Origin of the sequence: Paenibacillus sp. FSL R5-0914 (genome assembly GCF_038004525.1) — a bacterium.
Lineage (GTDB): Bacteria > Bacillota > Bacilli > Paenibacillales > Paenibacillaceae > Paenibacillus_AQ.
Genome location: NZ_JBBORH010000001.1, coordinates 2,213,690 through 2,231,801, shown reverse-complemented (window position 1 = coordinate 2,231,801; position 18,112 = coordinate 2,213,690). Strand labels below are relative to the sequence as shown.

General features: G+C 45.2%; 13 protein-coding genes, 1 tRNA gene and 1 other annotated feature. Of the genes, 3 read left to right on the top strand and 11 right to left on the bottom strand.

Translation table 11 applies throughout. The features are described from left to right. Positions 1-360 carry a hypothetical protein gene (locus MKX60_RS09795; RefSeq protein WP_339266825.1) on the bottom strand — a complete coding sequence of 120 codons (360 nt, stop codon included), beginning with the start codon at positions 358-360 and terminating at the stop codon, positions 1-3. 280 nt (positions 361-640) lie between these two features. Then, positions 641-857, top strand: a binding site (T-box leader). A gap of 40 nt (positions 858-897) precedes the next feature. Here MKX60_RS09795 and MKX60_RS09790 point away from each other — a divergent pair. Further along, complete coding sequence (locus MKX60_RS09790; RefSeq protein ID WP_340972589.1) at positions 898-2,763, top strand: arginine--tRNA ligase; 1,866 nt, start codon at positions 898-900, stop codon at positions 2,761-2,763. Between the two features lie 54 nt (positions 2,764-2,817). Here MKX60_RS09790 and MKX60_RS09785 read toward each other — a convergent pair whose 3' ends face one another. From MKX60_RS09785 to MKX60_RS09770, 4 genes are all read right to left on the bottom strand, one after another. Next, on the bottom strand, positions 2,818-6,162 hold the full coding sequence (locus MKX60_RS09785; protein WP_341059646.1) for a GH36-type glycosyl hydrolase domain-containing protein: 3,345 nt from the start codon (positions 6,160-6,162) through the stop codon (positions 2,818-2,820). A 47-nt stretch (positions 6,163-6,209) separates the two neighbouring features. Further along, positions 6,210-8,378 carry a glycoside hydrolase family 3 N-terminal domain-containing protein gene (locus MKX60_RS09780; RefSeq protein ID WP_340972592.1) on the bottom strand — a complete coding sequence of 723 codons (2,169 nt, stop codon included), beginning with the start codon at positions 8,376-8,378 and terminating at the stop codon, positions 6,210-6,212. A gap of 44 nt (positions 8,379-8,422) precedes the next feature. Then, positions 8,423-9,172 carry an alpha/beta hydrolase gene (locus tag MKX60_RS09775; RefSeq protein WP_042191309.1) on the bottom strand — a complete coding sequence of 250 codons (750 nt, stop codon included), beginning with the start codon at positions 9,170-9,172 and terminating at the stop codon, positions 8,423-8,425. A 117-nt stretch (positions 9,173-9,289) separates the two neighbouring features. Next, on the bottom strand, positions 9,290-10,309 hold the full coding sequence (locus MKX60_RS09770; RefSeq protein ID WP_042191311.1) for a LacI family DNA-binding transcriptional regulator: 1,020 nt from the start codon (positions 10,307-10,309) through the stop codon (positions 9,290-9,292). A 403-nt stretch (positions 10,310-10,712) separates the two neighbouring features. Here MKX60_RS09770 and MKX60_RS09765 point away from each other — a divergent pair, with 403 nt between their 5' ends. Next, positions 10,713-11,621 carry a serine hydrolase domain-containing protein gene (locus tag MKX60_RS09765; protein WP_341059643.1) on the top strand — a complete coding sequence of 303 codons (909 nt, stop codon included), beginning with the start codon at positions 10,713-10,715 and terminating at the stop codon, positions 11,619-11,621. 626 nt (positions 11,622-12,247) lie between these two features. Here the strand turns inward: MKX60_RS09765 and MKX60_RS09760 are convergent. Together MKX60_RS09760 and MKX60_RS09755 are read right to left on the bottom strand one after the other, a co-directional pair. Next, positions 12,248-12,321, bottom strand: a tRNA-Arg gene (locus MKX60_RS09760). A gap of 171 nt (positions 12,322-12,492) precedes the next feature. Further along, a complete protein-coding gene (locus MKX60_RS09755) occupies positions 12,493-12,849 on the bottom strand; it encodes a hypothetical protein (RefSeq protein ID WP_341059641.1) in 357 nt (118 codons plus the stop codon). Between the two features lie 145 nt (positions 12,850-12,994). Here MKX60_RS09755 and asnB point away from each other — a divergent pair, with 145 nt between their 5' ends. Continuing rightward, positions 12,995-14,839, top strand: a complete 1,845-nt coding sequence (gene asnB, locus MKX60_RS09750; RefSeq protein WP_341059640.1) for an asparagine synthase (glutamine-hydrolyzing) — start codon at positions 12,995-12,997, stop codon at positions 14,837-14,839. Between the two features lie 63 nt (positions 14,840-14,902). Here asnB and MKX60_RS09745 read toward each other — a convergent pair whose 3' ends face one another. The 4 genes from MKX60_RS09745 to MKX60_RS09730 form a co-directional block, all read right to left on the bottom strand. Beyond that, a complete protein-coding gene (locus MKX60_RS09745) occupies positions 14,903-15,739 on the bottom strand; it encodes an aldo/keto reductase (protein WP_076286057.1) in 837 nt (278 codons plus the stop codon). 157 nt (positions 15,740-15,896) lie between these two features. After that, positions 15,897-16,352, bottom strand: a complete 456-nt coding sequence (locus tag MKX60_RS09740) for a cupin domain-containing protein (RefSeq protein WP_076286056.1) — start codon at positions 16,350-16,352, stop codon at positions 15,897-15,899. Between the two features lie 102 nt (positions 16,353-16,454). Then, positions 16,455-17,390 (bottom strand): SPFH domain-containing protein, encoded by a 936-nt coding sequence (locus tag MKX60_RS09735; protein ID WP_042191323.1) that lies wholly within the window; start codon positions 17,388-17,390, stop codon positions 16,455-16,457. Beyond that, entirely contained in the window at positions 17,390-17,818 is a 429-nt protein-coding gene (locus MKX60_RS09730; protein WP_076286055.1) for an NfeD family protein, read from the bottom strand. The genes MKX60_RS09735 and MKX60_RS09730 overlap by 1 nt, the downstream gene beginning before the upstream one ends. Between the last annotated feature and the right edge of the window lie 294 nt (positions 17,819-18,112).

The following is an 18,112-nucleotide window of genomic DNA, read 5'->3' as shown; positions in this document are numbered from 1 at the left end:
TTAGATTATTCCTACATGTTTTTCCCACGCTACTATACGATGAGGTTCTACTAATTCCCCTGAAGCCTGTTTTCCCCAGACCGAGATCCCTACCTCTGCTTCAACAACTTCTAATGTCGTAAACTCAAATTCAAATGCATCTAAATCTGCAAAATAGTTCCTAGTTAGAACTTGGTTAGGTGCGAGATTAATCATTTCATTCACATACATCGATCTTGACCCATTTAGCAAAAATCCCTGAATAACAAGATTATATGGATTAAGAGAATCACGATTAACTACTTTTACTGTTACGATTTGTGTCTGTCTGACCCCTAGAATTGGACTATTATCTATAGGTCCGGTTGAGAATAAAGCCATCTTTATTCACTCCTCTCTTCTGCTGCAGTTTGAAAAATAAAAAAACTATAAAACTAGTAACATGGTTCATAATTAATAGCTCTATATAGTAATATTCTGTATTTAAAGTTAATGTGTGGACATTTATGCAAAGGAATTGCCACTCAAAAAAAGACAACCTTCTATTCTTTGAATTTGTAATCTACTAATCGGACAATCTTAAACTCAAGCATTTTCTACGTTTTCTAACTAACACCCTATTGCTTTTTTCGAAATATTCGTTATACTGATAAAAATTATTCAAGCATCGATGAGCGGGAGAGTAGTTAACGTGTTCTAGTCCTCAGCGAGCCGGGTAAGTGCAAGCCGGTACAGATCACCTAATGAAGCGCACCCGTGAGATGGACTTCTGAACCTAAGTAGGAAGTCCCGGCTAAAGACCGTTATCCTGTAAGGTGGCTAAACATCTGTTTAGCAACGAGAGTGGTACCGCGAGCGCTAAAGCCCTCGTCTCTTTTGAGACGAGGGCTTTTTTGTATTTTCAAAGGAGGGTATAAAATGTTAAGTCAAATCATCAAAAACAGCATTGAACAAAGTGTAAAAAAAGTATTCCACACCTTAGAAATTGCCTACCCAAAAGATGTTGCAATTCTGATCGAACAGCCAGCTAATCTAGAGCATGGTGATTATTCCTGCAATATTGCTATGCAGCTAGCCAAACTCCTGCGTAAATCCCCTCTCGTCATAGCAGAGTTAGTAAAAGCAGAAATCAAATTACAAGAGAGTTACACGGGTCTTTTACAAAAAGTCGAAGTAGCTGCTCCTGGATTTATTAATTTGTATATGAATTGGCAGGTGTGGGCTAAACATTCCTTTGATCTGCCTAACAGCACAAGGGAAAAGGTCATCATCGAGCACACTTCAATCAATCCAAATAAAGCTGCTCATGTAGGTCATCTGAGAAATGCCTGCATCGGCGATGCGCTGGTCAGAATCATGAAAAGAACCGGACATAACGTAGAGGTCCATAACTATGTGGATGATCTGGGCAACCAGCTGGCAGATACAGTCGTTGGTTTATTAAATGTACCTTTAGAAGGGGAACATCAACGTTTCGGTGATTATTGCTGGGATCTATATGCCAAAGTGAACAAAGAATATGCACGGAATCCAGAGATCACTCACAAGCGCACGGATATGCTGCATGCCCTTGAACAGGGTGATGGTAATGAGGCGTGGCTGGGCAACTTAGTCGCTGAACGTATTGTGAGAGAACATGTAGCGGAAATGAAGCGTTTTGGTATTCACTATGACCTGCTGGTGTGGGAGAGCAATATTTTAAAAGAGGGATTCTGGACAGCCGCATCTGAGCTATTGAAGCAAACGGCAGTTTTTGTACAGGAGACTGAAGGCAAACTTGCGGGCTGCTGGGTGCTAAAGCAAGGGACAGAGGTTAGCAGTGGAGCGGATTCAGAGGATCATCAGATGGATAAGGTGCTTGTGCGTTCGAATGGGATTTTGACGTACACAGCCAAAGACATTGCTTATCATCTCTGGAAATTCGGTCTACTATCCAAAGATTTCACCTACAGTGAATTCTCGTCTGGTTTATGGACCACAGGATTAACTGGAACCCATGAGCCTTATGGACATGCCGACCGTGTTATTAACGTGATCGATTATAGACAGGAATATCCGCAACAAATGGTTAAGCAGGCTTTAGGAGCACTAGGATATAACGAGCAGGCTGAGAAGCTCCATCATGTAAGTTATGGCGTTGTTTCTCTTAGTCCGGCCTCTGCTGCTGAGCTGGGGATAGATGTTTCAGAAGGGAAATCTTCTTATGCCATGTCCGGGCGCCAAGGAATCGGCGTTAAGGTGAGCGATTTAGTAATGCTTATGGAACAGAACATAGAACATTCGCGCTCCGATAAAGAGGGTCTTTCCAGCCATATCATTGCAGCTGCTGCTATTCGTTATTATCTGCTGCGGTTTAACCTGGGAACGGAAATCGTGTTTGATTTCAAACAGGCTACCGAAATATCCGGTAATACCGGGGTTTATCTGATGTACACCTATGCCCGTGCCAGCAGTGTTTTGAGCAAATCTACAATCCCATTCAGCACAGATGCCTCAAAGCTTCAATTTCCACTCGAAATGGAAAAGGCAGAGCTCGCTTTGCTGAGACAGCTTAGCGTCTGGCAAGAGACATTGTATGCTGCCAGCATAGAGTTAACACCGAATATACTCTGCACGTACGCGCATACCTTAGCCACACTTTTCAATAACTTCTATTCTATATGTCCGATTTTAAAAGGTGAGGAGGCTACCATCGCGTTCCGCCTCTGGCTTACTTCGAGATTTAAGGATACTTTAGGGGATGTACTTGAAGTGCTTGGGTTACCGACACCGAGCCGAATGTAGTACAAAAAGGGCAATCTCCACGCTTATCGCGGAGATTGCCCTTCTTTTATTATCTTACTTATAGATGTCTATCACATTTCCAGCTTCTACGCAGAGACGATCAAAGTCCTCACGTTTGATACGGATACCACCACTACGGTAGCGATTAAGCGTACCTTCGGCTTGCACTTCTGTACCGTTAACAGTAATCCGACTGTTATCAGAGCCCGTAAGGTGATAAATAAAGTCTACCTTAGTGCCTGCATATTCAAAGCTAAAGCGCATTCCGTCCAGCGACTCCGGCAGAATTGGATCGACGATTAAATCTCCACCTTCCGTACGGATCCCCAGTGCATTCGAGATCAACTGGTTCATGTAGATCCCAGGACCGCTTGAATAGATTCTCCAGCCACCTTTAACCGCTACGTCACCATTACGCAGTTTATCGAAATTCTCCTGTGCCTCGTAACGGGTGTTAAATTTACCATCCGAGCTACTGAAATAAGAGTTAGCCTGACGTAGTTCAGCGTTTGGCACCACGTCGCGGATTCCGATCGGATTGATCGCCGCTAGGCCATTCCAGACCTGATCGGTTTTCCCTAGCTTAGCCATAGCTTCTACATAACGGATGTGTGCATGTACATATTGAAGTCCAATTTCCCGACCAAAGTTAGAAGCTTGCTCCGCACGTTTGAAATGGGTGCTTACGCCGCCAACATATTGAGCTGGACGGTTCATCAAACGAACGCCATCTGGACAGAACAGTTTATCTTGGATTACTTCATAGTGGGCTTCGGCTTGTTCTGGTGTAAGCAGCTCACTGATCATACTGCGCGTCATTGGCAGCAGACGGTATTGGATCCCTGTTTCCGTATCACTTGGATGTACCATAAGCTTCACTTGCTCTGGGTCCTCCATATACAAGAAGCCTGGAATTACCTCAGATTGAAGCATATGTGTGTTGAAATCCTCACGGATTCCCTCCACCATCGCTTTCAGCTCTTCCGAACCTGCTGGATCAACTTTATGAAGCACTTCTGAGAACTGATTCAATGTCTGATAGGTAAGCGCCACTGTCCAGCTGCTAACCATGTACTGCTTCAGCTGTGGATTAGCCGGTTGGAGTGTATCATCCCAGTCTCCATCACCGTAAGAAGACAAATGCGTGTCATGCAGGAAGTGATTCTTAATATAAGCAACTTCCTTCCGTGCATGATCCAGCAGCGTCGCTTTTTCCTCTGTAAAATCAAAGCTATGCTTACGAGTATAAGGCACAGTCGCTTGCAAAATACTGTAGTCTTGCGTTACCGCCAAATAGTCTCCAAGCACTTTGAGTGGCCATACAATAATATCTCCATGGCTCTCCTCTTGCTGAATCTTCGTATATTTATCAAACATGAACCACTGTGGCCAGTTACCATCATCTTCATATTGATGAGCATACAGGGTCAGCAATATTTCACGAACCTGATCGTATTTTTGCGTAGCCATGAAGTATTCCACTGGTCCCTGACACACGTCACGGGTTCCCCAAGCAGCGCCGCCGTATTGTTCCAATCCGTGAGGGACTGAATAATGGACGAGCATATTATGTGTATACCACCAAGCTAGAGCATTTACCTTAAACAATTCACCTTCGGACCCATCACCTAACGTCAAGCGGAAGCCATTCATAACCCCGCTGTAGAACTCGCGGTATGCGGAAATCTCCTCTTCAGCTGTACGGCTGCTCGATTGAATCTCCTTACCATCCAGAAGACCTTGAATGTTCATTGTCCATTCACTGCTCTCCGACAGTTCCAGAATAGCTAGCGGCGCATCTGACTGGTCAGCATGAGAGACAAGTCTACCTTCATTTTGAAGAGTGAAATCCGCTCCCTGTACCTGGAATTTATATTGCAGATCAGGATATTCTCCTGCACTTAGTGCACTTCTATCAGCCGAGAAGGTTACGGTTCCCTCTTCTTGTTTGAATTGATATGGAAGCTCGTATTCGTTAACGTTCATAGTGATTTGATTAGTGACTAGATAGCGATAAGCTTTTCCACTTTCCGTACGCACATTCAGGAATATCTCCGGAGAATCTGCAGTAGTGTAGTTCGTAATAATAAAGCATTCGCCATCTGTTCTGTAATACCAACGGGCATAGTTGAAACCAACCTCGAACAATGAAGGCATGGTCAAGAGGCGATATTCGCCATTCCACTGTACATAGATTCTTTGTCCCGAAGCCTTTGGAATGTTAAGTGCATTTCTGGCATTGGTCATGAGCTTGTTGAAATTGGTATTTCCAATAACGATTTGTGAGTTAAATATTCCGTACATATAGGAAGTCGTAGTGATTACCTTATCGTTAAGTCGGGCATTATCCCCACTCATTAGAATATGACCATGAGGACGCTCTACCTTAAGTTCCTTCTCTTTCAATACAACATGCTCATAATTTTCCGTGAAGAAAGACAGAAGCTGGTCTCCCTCTTTTTCCTCTTGATAGCGAACCGGGAACAAGGCTTCGATCTCTTCGCTCGTCAGAGAATTTGCAGCTAGTGGTGCTCCCAGCTCTTTCGTCAAGAAAGAACGCTCGAGCGGTGCTTCAGCTTCTAAAGGCAACTCTTTTACCGTTTCCCAAGCCGCAGCAACATCCTTCGTGAATTCTAACGAGGTAATCGCTTCTGGATGATCTTGCTTGAACAATCCATAAAATACAAACTGGGCTTCCCCACTCAGCTTCACCCGCTCCGATTGCAGCGCAGTATAAGCGAATTCATATTGATAGATTTCATTACTTAATTGCTCACGGCTCAGGCTTTCTGGTTGATTGGTCTCTTTATAAGACAATCCAAAGAATTGGAAACCATCTGTTGAGAAGCTTGCTGCCTTAGTGATTGCACCCTGTTGTAGGTATGGAAATTTGCCACCTTGCGGTTGATTCTGTCTGGAACATACTACATATCCCTTTGACTGATCCTCGAATACGGCGTGGTCAATATACTGTGACAGATAGGCTTCATTACTGCGAACAGCACCGATATCGGCAATACCCACATCTTGTCCGTACACGAGATCCACATCTGCATCTTGCCCTTTAAGCTTCACGTCCCAGAACCAAGCGCCTTGAGCCGTCGGAGTAAAAATAACCTGATACTCGATATTTTCCGCAGTACCTTCCCAAACCAAGCGGTTCCCAGCCTTACGTACAGTGCTTGAGGAATGAATGCCCAGCAAAGGAACAGCTTGAATGCTTCCATTACTATGAATGCGTAAGTATAGGTTCGATAAGGAGCCATCCACGATATTAGGCAACAATTGATTGATCATTGTCCGTTCATGGAGAACTTGGAACAAGTCCCCGCTGTTTGTAAAAGTGAATGATAAGTCTCCAGCGTTTAAATGGATGTTAGAATTCATATTAGTAGTCATATTCTTGCACTCCTCTATTACGACAGCCTGTGTCGTATATATTCTACTTAAGCTAATGTTAAGCGAAAATCGCGTTCTTTAACCTCTTGGCTATTTGGACCCACAAACAATTTGAATTGTCCCGGATCACTGCTAAAGCTTAAGTCGCTATGATAGTAACGAAGCTGTTCTTCTGTAAGCGTAAAGCTCACTTCCTGGCTTTCTCCCGGGGAGAGGCTGATCTTAGCAAAATCTTTCAGTTCCTTCATTGGTCTAACAACTTCTCCTGAAATGTCTCGGATATAGAGCTGCACTACCTCTTCACCTTGTACATTGCCTGTATTAGTCACCGTAACAGTTACTTTAATAGGCTGATCCTTCGTCATTATTTCACCGGAAAGGATCGGTTCACTGTAGCTAAATGTCGTATAACTAAGACCAAAGCCAAATGGTAGGAACGGCTCATTAGGAATGTCCAAATATTGTGAGACATAACGCTTGTCCGCACCCGGTGCATGTAGAGGACGTCCAGTGTTGAAATGATTGTAATAGACCGGAATTTGCCCAACAGATACAGGGAAAGACATCGTTAATCTTCCTGACGGATTCTCGTCACCATACAGTAGACTGGTAATCGCCGCACCGCCCTCGCTTCCTGGGAACCAGGCTTCCAGAATAGCATCCGCGTTCTCGATCACACCACTAAGATCCAGTGGGCGTCCGTTAAACAACACCACAACAACAGGCTTACCCAGCGTCTTCATACGTTGCAAAAGCTCACGCTGCGCTTCCGGCAAGCGGATATCTGAACGACTTCCAGCTTCTCCGCTCATATCCGAATGTTCTCCAAGCGCCAGCACAATCACATCGGCTTCCAGCGCTGCCGCTTTCGCCTCCAGCCATTGCTCTTCTGTAAAGCTCTCAATCCCGGAGCCTTCTGCAACGGTAACCTTACCAGCAGCTGCACGAGCTTCAAAAGCTGGAGCAAGACGGCTAGCTTCTTCTGTTGAACCCAACCAGGACCATGGTCCAAGAATATCTCCGTTATTAGCAAACGGTCCGATTAGCGCAATCCGCTGCTCAGTCGCAAGCGGCAGAACCTGATCATTCTTCAGTAGAACGCAGGATTTAACCGCTAATTCTCTCGCTGCTGTCCGGTGAGCATCACAGAAAATTACCTCGCGCTCTTTCTCTATATCTGCCCCACGTAACGGATTCTCAAACAAGCCCAGTCTTTGCTTCAATTTCAAAATACGAAGTACGGCTTCATCAATGATACTTTCATCCACTTGCCCGTCAGCTACAAGAGCTGGCAATTGGTGCACATAACACTCTGTCATCATCTCAATATCCACGCTAGCTTTGATAGCTTTAAGTGCTGCTTCAGCCTCATCCTCGGCGACACCATGCGGGATCAGTTCCTTCACCGCGCCCCAATCGGAGATCAACACGCCGTCAAAGCCCCATTCCTCACGCAGTAGCTGACGAAGCAGCTTAACGTTTCCGCTTATTGGAATCCCATCAATCGTGTTGAACGAAGTCATAACCATTTCTGCACCCTCATCCAGTGCTGCACGATAGGCTGGCAGATAATATTCCCGTAGCTGACGTTCTGATAAATCGACCGTATTATAATCCCGTCCGCCTTCGGATAGACCATAGGCTGCAAAGTGCTTAACGCAAGCCGCCAGACGACTTACATCACCCGTCAAGTCATTTCCCTGAAACCCGCGTACAAATGCACGGGCAAACCTACCATTCAAATAAGGATCTTCGCCGGTAGACTCCATCACTCTTCCCCAACGCGGGTCCCGAACAAGGTCCGCCATAGGTGCAAAAGTAACGTGTACACCAGATACTGCCGCTTCTTTAGCAGCAATCTCAGCGCTTAGCTCCGCCCGTTCCATATCCCAAGAGCAACCAATCGCCAGTGGCACCGGAAAAATCGTCTTAAAGCCATGCACGATATCCGCCATCATCAGCAGTGGAATACCCAATCTATTTTTACGTAAATGAGCTTCTTGGACGGCAATGACTTGCTCTGCGCCCGAAAGTCCAAGTACTGAACCACTGTTCTCAATCATGTGATCCGTAATCCCCATGGATGCCATAGGGCCAGTGATTTGCCCTCCTTCTTCCGCTCCTTCATAGAAATTAGCAGCTAGCTGCTGCAATTGTGCTATTTTCTCTTCAAGCGTCATCTGGTTCAACAGGGACGTCAGTTGCTGGTCTTTCATCTCAAATCCTCCATAATATCTCTTTCTGCAATTGCTCATTGCTCTTAGTTGTACAAGAAATCAAAAGTTGTCTTCAGATGTTCCTCCCAGAATCTCCATTCATGTGTTCCCGGAGTCTCAACATATTGAAATGTATAGGGACTCGCTTGCATATGAGAAGCAAATTCCCGGTTCATCTCCACAAATGGATCTTCCGAGCCACAGCAGGTCAAAATTGAAGGCAGCTTACGTTTATCGTCGACCAATTTAGCCGCTAAAGCATACAGATCTTGATCCGGCTTAACTTGTAAGCGTTTTCCGAAAGTGCCTGCCATCTCCCTCGCCATATCCGAAGACATTTGCGGGTCTTTCAATCTTTTCTGAATATCTGTAACGCCTGATAAGGAAACTACTTTGCTGTAACGCTCAGGATAGGTAAGTGCACATTTTAGTGCCCCATATCCGCCCATCGATAGTCCGGCAACATACGTCTTTTGCGGATCATCATCCAGCCTCATCATTCGGCCACAAAGCTCAGGAAGCTCTTGCGTAACATAGTGGAAGTAATCCAGTCCGTACTCCATATCTGTATAATAGCTTCTTCCTACCTGAGGCATTATGACTGTACAGCCATACTTGTTAGCATACTGCTCAATGGTGGTCAGCCTGTACCATGTGCTAGCATTGTCGCCAGCACCATGTAACAGATAGAGCGTTCCTCCGGTGGTATTGCCCGAATCAACGGGGGAGATGATACTGATGGACGTTGTCATTCTTAAGGTAGGAGAACCAGTCTCAACGGTTAGAAGTGCCATATGTCATCTCCTTACGGAACCTTTTTTAAAATATAAGAAATTATATGCTTACGCTATAAATTATCCTTCTATTTCTCGCTCAAACGCTTACCGTCCTTATAAGGACGCCAAAGGCGTTTATGCTTGTTTATTAATCTTCTTACAAGATCCCCGCTTTACCAAAACAGACTCGAATACCACATGTTTGTTCTCCGATTGTCCCGAAATCAGGTCAAACAGAATTTCAACACTGGCTTTCGCCATATCCACCCCAGGTTGGCTAATCGTATCCAGCGATGGGTGATAGTATTCTGCCATCTCTATACCGTCAAATCCGATGATCGAAATATCATTTGGAATCGATAGACCCAAAGACAATAAAGCCTTGGCAGCTCCGATAGCGATGGTATCTGATGCGGCAAATACAGCGGTGATATCTTTTTTCTTATTAAGCAGTCTTTTCGTAGCCGTGAAACCAGAACTTGGACTGTATTCACAATCCTCTACCAAGGAAGCATCATACTCAATCCCATGATCCTCAAGCGCCTTAATATAACCCATAAGACGACGGTTTCCGGTAGTATGCTGAACCAAAGGAAATCTGGCCAAAAAGCAAATGTTCCGGTGTCCGAGTGAAATTAGATAGCTCACAGCTTTATAAGACTCTTGCATATCATCAATGATCACACTGGAGAATACGGCAGGATCAACATCCTTCGTAGTCGTGATGGTAGTCAAAACGAATGGGATCGGCAATTGTTTGAATTTTTCTTCAGAATGGTCATATGTACCACCCATAAAGATTACCCCGTATAAATTCTTTTCCTTCACAAGCTGAAGAGCAGCATTGATCTCATCCACTCCATCTTCAACATGCTGGATCAGAAGCGGGCAGCCGCGCAGATTCACTTGACGCTCTACTTCTTTGATCATGTCTGCAAAAAACGGATTTGCAATCCCCTTAACCATAAGCGCTATCGTATTAGAACGCGTTTTTTTCAGATTGCTTGCATTTCCATTTGGAATGTAATTATGCTCTCTTACAACAGCCATTACTTTAGCTCTGGTTGCATCACTTACGACACCGGAGTTATTAATTACCCTGGAGACCGTGGCGATACCAACGCCTGATAGCCTTGCAATATCCTTGATATTCATAATTCCCCCTGTTTCACCCCTATAATGAGCTCCCCATGCACCTGATATAATCAGCTTAGTGGAAACGCATAAAATGATGGGAAACGTTTCCCATGACATCATTTTGACTGTTTTCGGATCTAAATCGCTTAATACGTTCATTATGGACAGATATTTTTTAGAAGTCAACCTATGATTTTTGACTAAAAATGATTCGCATCTCAAATTCGTTTTAAATTTTAATTGTTTCGATGTTAAATAGTAGTCTTTCTGCTTGCATTGACTTTAAAATAAGAATAGAATAGCATCGATTTAGCTATTTAATATCTAGTCAGAGGAAACGTTTCCACATCATTTTCAATGATTTCGACTACCAAACTTCCTAATCCCAGCTTGAAATCTAAGAAAGAGAGGGCTACATTTTATGTTAAACATGACTCGCTTCGAAGCCCAGATCCGCGAACGTGGATTGAATGTGTTCAATGTTCTTGTGCTTAAAAATGGAACGTTAGTGGGGAAAGTGGATCTCGCAGAGGATATTCGGCGCTTGCAGCATTCGGTCAGCAAGTCTTTTACATGCATGGCGGTGGGTCTAGCCATCGAAGAAGGAAAACTATCACTAAATACAACACTTAAGGATGTGTTTCCAGAATATGCATTCACTCATAAAGAAGTCCTTCTTTCCATGCAACCTGGGGAGTTGACCTTGTTCGATTTACTACGTATGAGTACAGGGCATGATTCCCCACCGTTTTGGGTTGAAGAAAGAATGGCCTTGAAGGATGTAAATTGGATACAACATTATCTATCGCTACCTTTAGACAGACCTCCTGGGGAACAGTTTACCTACAGCAGCGGGGATACCATTATGATCTCTGCAATGGTTCAGGCCCGTGTCGGACAAACCGTAAAAGATTACCTCGTTCCCCGTCTCTTTACCCCACTAGGCATAGAAAACGTCGATTGGGAAACGGCCCCTCAAGGGATCACCCTCGGTTGTGCCGGACTTCAGATCAATACGGAAGAACTAAGCCGATTTGGACAGCTTCTTTTGCAAAAAGGAATGTGGAAGGGACAGCAGCTTATTCCCGCAGCTTGGGTTGATTTTGTTACACAAAAGCAGATCGAAAATAACGGAGCTGGTGATTGGGGCCAAGGGTACGGCTGTCAATTCTGGTTGTGTACGCACGATGCTTATCGTGCCGATGGCGCTCATGGTCAATTCTGCATTGTTGTACCGGATGCACAAGTGGTAATCGCTATTAACAGTATGGAAGATAATATGCAAGCTATTCTAGACACTGTCTGGGAGGAGATCTGGCCGCTTCTTTAGCGGTGGGCATATGCGAGACAGCCTTCTCACGGGAAGGCTCAAGGTGCCGAGAAAGTAGTGGAGGCTACTTTCTCGGCACCTTCTTTTCGTATAATTAGGGAAAAGCTCCCTGTATTTAGCCGATAATTGCTTGAAATGAATGAAAAGAGGGAAATCCTCCCTAAAAATCGGGGGAATATCTATATTCGCCAACGAATTAGTTAAATTACAGGGAGGATTTCCCTAATTATTAGTCTATTGAGCAGAAAGCTCTGAATTATAGGGAGATTTTCCCTAATTATCTATCAGAGCTTCAGTTTACTTACTTTGGCGAGGATGCTCTGCACGCAAAAAAAGCCTTCCCGAAGGAAGGCTGTTACTTGCCCCGAGCGGGATGCAGCCCTTTCGGGCTGACTGCGAAGCTGATCCTATCGATGCTTATGCTCCGACGAACCACTCGGGCTTCTCTTTCCCTGCACGCAAAAAAACCCTCCCGAAGGAAGGCTGTTACTTGCCCCGAGCGGGATGCAGCCCTTTCAGGCTGACTGCGAAGCTGATCCTATCGATGCTTATGCTCCGACGAACCACCCGGGCTTCTCTTTCCCTGCATGCAAAAACAGCCTTCCCGAAGGAAGGCTGTTACTTGACGTCCCGGAAGGGATTCGAACCCCTGACCGTGCGCTTAGAAGGCGCATGCTCTATCCAGCTGAGCTACCGGGACATATAAGAATTAATGATATGTATTGACGCAACGATATTTATTATACCTTATTCAGCAGAATTTTCAAGATCAAACATTTTGGAAAATAAGTAATCTTAATCCTATTTTAATAATAACAAGGGTATCTTAGCTATTTTCATAGCTTACGGATACCCTCGTTTCTACTCCATATTACTCCAGATTCCGAAAATGCTCCTCCAGCTGCTTTTTTAAATCTCCGTATGTCATTAATTCTCTCTGAAACTTGGAACGTTCATCTTCTGGCGTCATAATCATACTGCCTGTAAACGCGCTCGAAGTCACATCTTTAAAAGCATCATGCATATTGTTATCAAACCAATCGGTAGAAGTGTCTGCGTCGTTAGTGAGGATACGGACAATCTCATAGCCTTCTTCGCGCTGATCTTCTACGATATACACCAAAAGCGCAGGATCACTAACAGCACCTGGCAATACACCTACTTCTGCACAAGGCGCACCGTCATACTCCATCATTCTGCGAATTTTGGCATCTTTAATATAATACACCTGTCATCCTTCCCTCCTGGCAAATTCCTCTCTCCCCTAGTGTTCGGATAAGGACATACATTTTATGCCTTCCTTCGGCATATATCTGTATTACTTGGCAAAAAAGTAAGGACAACAATCGCACAAAAAGAGAGGATGAACCATCATGTGCGGAATAACCGGATTTATCCAGTGGCGCGGAGATCTCACGCAGCACTCGCAGTTGCTGGTCAAAATGACTGAAACTTTAGCAAACCGCGGACCCGATGCAGCTGGAACTTGGATTTCAGGTCCTTGCGCATTCGGTCACCGCAGACTTAGCGTTATCGATCCAGAGAACGGCGCGCAGCCTATGATCACCCGCCATGACGAACAGGTATACGCGATTGTGTACAATGGCGAATTATATAACGCACCCGAGCTCAAACAAGAACTTAAGCAGCGGGGTCATCAATTCCGTACCCAATGTGACACCGAGGTTCTGCTGCATGCCTATATCGAATGGGGACCGGATTGTGCAGAAAAGCTCAACGGGATCTTTGCCTTTGCAGTGTGGGACGGACTTCGGGATCAGGTCTTTTTTGCACGTGACCGCTTAGGCGTGAAGCCTCTGTTCTATAGTAAAGTGGATGACGTCTTAGTTTTCGGATCAGAGCCTAAGGCGCTGCTGCAGCACCCCAAGGTACAGCCAATAGTCGGGCCCGAAGGGTTAGCGGAAATTTTTATTATCGGTCCAGCCCGTACGCCAGGACACGGTGTTTATAAGGATATGCAGGAACTTCGTCCGGGGCATGCCATGATCTATAGTCGCGAAGGTCTGCGTAGTTACGCTTATTGGAAGCTGGAAAGCGCAAAACATACTGACAATGAAGAAGAGACAGCCGCTAAAGTACGTGAACTGCTGCAGGATACGCTCGAACGCCAACTGGTCTCAGATGTTCCTGTCTGCTCGCTCTTGTCAGGAGGGCTGGACTCCAGTGCGCTGACAGCACTTGCAGTGGACTACTACAACCGAAACGGCCAGGGACGAGTGGATACGTATTCCGTCGATTATGTCGACAACGACAAGCACTTCAAGAGCCATACTTTTCAGCCCGGAGCAGATGGTCCATGGATTAAGCGAATGGTCGATGAATTAAATACGAACCATCACTATATCTCATTTGATACGCCAGAGCTTGTAGAAGCACTTGATAATGCGCTGTACACACGCGATTTACCTGGGATGACCGATGTTGACTCTTCTTTGTATTTATTTTGCCGTGAGATTAAAAAGAATGCTACTGTAGCCATTTCCGGCGAAGCTGCCGATGAGATTTTTGGCGGATATCCTTGGTTCCATCGGGAGGAGATGCTCTCCTCGGGCACTTTTCCTTGGTCAGTTGCTCCTAAAATGCGTGCAAGTCTATTATCCCCTGAAGTTAATGAATGGATTCGGCCGCTGGAATATTTGGGTGACAGATACAGTGATGCAGTAGCCGAAGTCCCAACATTGGATGGGGAGACAGGTAAACAAGCACAAATGCGCGTAATGTCCTATTTAAACATCACCCGCTTCATGCCTACTTTGCTCGACCGTAAGGACCGAATGAGTATGGGCGCCGGACTAGAGGTACGTGTTCCTTATTGTGATCATCGCCTCGTTCAATATGTCTTTAATATTCCTTGGGAAATCAAGAACCTGAACGGTCGTGAAAAAGGGATTTTGCGCAAATCGCTTGAGGGAATTCTTCCAGATGATGTGCTATATCGTAAAAAAAGTCCTTACCCGAAAACCCACAATCCAGCCTATTTAAACGCAGTACGAACACAAGTATTGAACATTCTAGATGACTCTACTTCGCCAATACTTCCTTTAATCGATGCCGCCAAAATCCGTGAGATCGCCGCTTCCCCAGAATCCTCTACCAATCTGCCTTGGTTCGGTCAGCTCATGTCCGGTCCTCAGCTGTTTGCTTACCTAGCTCAAGTAGATCTCTGGCTGCGTAAATATAACGTCTCCATCCAATAAGCGACAAGCCAAACAGCAAGTCCCCGTATCGGTGGCTTGCTGTTTGGCTTGTATTCGTAATTTTTAGAAATTAAAATTGTCCGGATCCGGACCGAACCGATGGTCTCTGTTCAAATCTTCGATGGCTTTAACATCCTCATCACTTAACGTGAAGTCAAAGAATCCCGCATTCTCCTTGATTCGATCCGCATGTACTGATTTCGGAATCGTAATGACGCCTTGCTGCAAATCCCAGCGAAGTACAATTTGAGCAGGGGTCTTATCATACTTTCCAGCCAGCTCTTTAAGGAGGGGGAGATCTAAGTTCCCTTGCATTAGCGGACTCCAAGCTTCAAGCTGGATTCCTTGCTCATTGGCATACTTCAGCAACTCGCGCTGAGTCAATAGCGGATGGAATTCCACCTGGTTTACCACTGGAACTACGCTAGTGTCCTCGATGATATCCTTCAGATGATGAATCTGAAAATTGCTCACACCGATAGATTTGATGAGACCCTCTTTTTGCAGATGAATCAGAGCTTTCCAAGTCTCCCGATACTTTCCTGCCACCGGCCAATGTATGAGATACAAATCTATATAGTCCAGCCCCAGCTTGCGCCGGCTAACTTCAAACGCTTTCAGCGTTGATTCATAGCCTTGATCAGGGTTGCGCACTTTCGTCGTAATAAACAGTTCATCACGGGCCACTCCACATTCACGAATAGCCTGACCTACACCTTCTTCGTTATTGTAACCAGCAGCCGTATCAATACTGCGATATCCAAGCTCCACTGCGGTCTTGACCGCGTGAATAACCTCTTCCCCATCTTTAGTCTGATACACGCCAAGGCCTAGCCACGGCATGGTCACTCCATCATTTAAAGTCGGACCTCCCGAGAACGGTGCATTCAATTCACTCATCGCTTAACCCTCCAAGCTTATTGTTATTTCATTAATCTTACTTAACCTAAATTCACGCTTCAGAAGCAAGCGCTACCACAAAAGTATAACAGACTGCTTCATCATTCCCAAAATCCTCATAAAAAAACGGAGGCATATATAAAGCCCCCGTTCTTCTTTATTTCTCAATCAGTTTGAAATCATCAAAATGGAATTCTGGAGAAACGATACAGGATACCAGTACTGGTTCTGATCCTAACGGGCGAGCCGCCTGCCATACGCCCGCTGGAACTACGACCTGCGGCTGTTGACCTGCAGCAATATCGAGACCCAGAATAACTTCCTGCACATTCTCAGGCTTATCTCCATTACCTCCAAGACTAAGCACTATTGGACTACCGGAATGCCAGAACCAAACTTCATCGGACAAAACAGTATGCCAATCAGATTGTTCCCCCTCGTGTAGCAAAAAATAAATCGAAGATGCCGAATGGCGCGATCCGGAATAGCTATCCCCAAGCACTTCCTGCGGAATTTCAAATTCGGAGTTCCAAAGTCTTTTGTACCAACCGCCCTCAACATGGGGCTGTAATCCGAGCAGTTCAACTAACGGTGAGATTTCTTTTTGTGTCACGGTAGCTTCTCTCCTTCAAAGTTTGCATGAGCAACAATAGCTTCGTATGCATAGGGTTGTTTTTGCTTTTTACTTTAACGGAAGAAGCACGAATTGTAAAATCTATTTACTATCCTTGCTCGCTTTGAATACCTCAGCAATCGCCCCAAGACTTCCCAGCGTTTCAACAGCGCTTGTTGGCAAGAACACTTTATTTGCAGGACCTTTGGCGATTTCAGCCAGAGCCTCGAAGGAGCGATATGCGAGCACATGCTCATCCAGACCTGCTGAGCGAATCAGCTCAATGCGTGATTTTTCTGCTTCAGCCACGGCTTGAATTGCTTTCGCCTCACCATGAGCTTCCAGCTCCTGTGCTTGTCTTGAACCCTCTGCTTGGCGGATACGTGCTTCCTTGTCGCCTTCCGCTTTCAGAATCTTGCTCTGCTTATCCCCTTCAGCACGCAGGATCATATCTTGCTTGGCAGCTTCCGCTTCCAAAACAATCGCCCGTTTGCTCCGCTCCGCTTTCATCTGCTTATCCATTGCTTCTTGAATATCGAGCGGCGGCTTGATATCGATGACTTCCACACGCTCGATTCTTACGCCCCATTTCTCTGTAGCCTCATCAAGCGCCAGACGAATATCAGTTGAGATTTTTTCACGCCCAGACAGCGTTTCATCCAATTCCAGCTTACCAATAATTTGCCGCATAGTTGCCGTTGAAATGTTTCTTACCCCATATACATAATCGGAAATGCCATACGTAGCTTCCTCTGGTCCCACTACCTGATAGAAAATAATCGTGTCGATCTGCACCTGCACGTTATCCTTCGTGATCACCGTTTGCGGAGGCACATTCGCTTGTTGAATCCTTAGATCATGGTAAGTACGCACCTGATCAATCACAGGTATCAGAATGTTCAGACCCGGCGTCAGTAGACGATTGAATTTACCCAGACGTTCCACTACACCTACCCGTTGTTGCGGTACGATTTTGATCGTTAATGCCACAAATACTACGACTACCACTAGAATAATTGAAATAATTGCCCATTCCATTAGTTCATATCCCCCCATCGTTCTACTTCAATAATGGTCGTGCCTCTCTTCACTACTCTGACCACTTCGTCCTTGCCCAAAGACTGGTCAGAGCTCGCGCTCCACGTATCTCCGCCTACCTTCACTTGCCCGTAGCGCCCCTTCTCAATCGGCTCAATGACGACTCCTTGCCTGCCTACGATTTCTGTGCCTGTATCCTTGAACCCACGTGAACTGCGAAATTTAGAAACCAGTGGTTTCGAGAATATAGTCAGACCAAGTGCGACCAGTGATCCGAGGATCACCTGAAACAAAATGGCTTCAGGAACAATCAACGACACCAAACCTGCGGCCAGCGCACCAATACTAAGCCATAGCAGATAAAAAGTAAGCGTCATCATCTCTACAACAAACAGGACACCGGCTGCGATCAACCAAAACACAACCATCGGTGAACCCACCACCTTCCTTATGATACTACTATAACGAAAAGAAACAGCGATGCGTTGCGTAATTCCGTAAAAATATTGCAGGCATGTATATAATTTATATTCATAACATCGGAGGTTATGTGTTCTGCATGAGTTTCCTTAAAAAGAGGACATACACCTTTTCTATCAAAGTTCCCTAAACAAGTATCCATGAATTAGAAAAATGTCCCCCTATATTACTGAATTTTATCCCTAGCATAATCGCTCTCTATGCTTGAAAATAAGAAATGCCTTCACCCATAAATAAGAAAT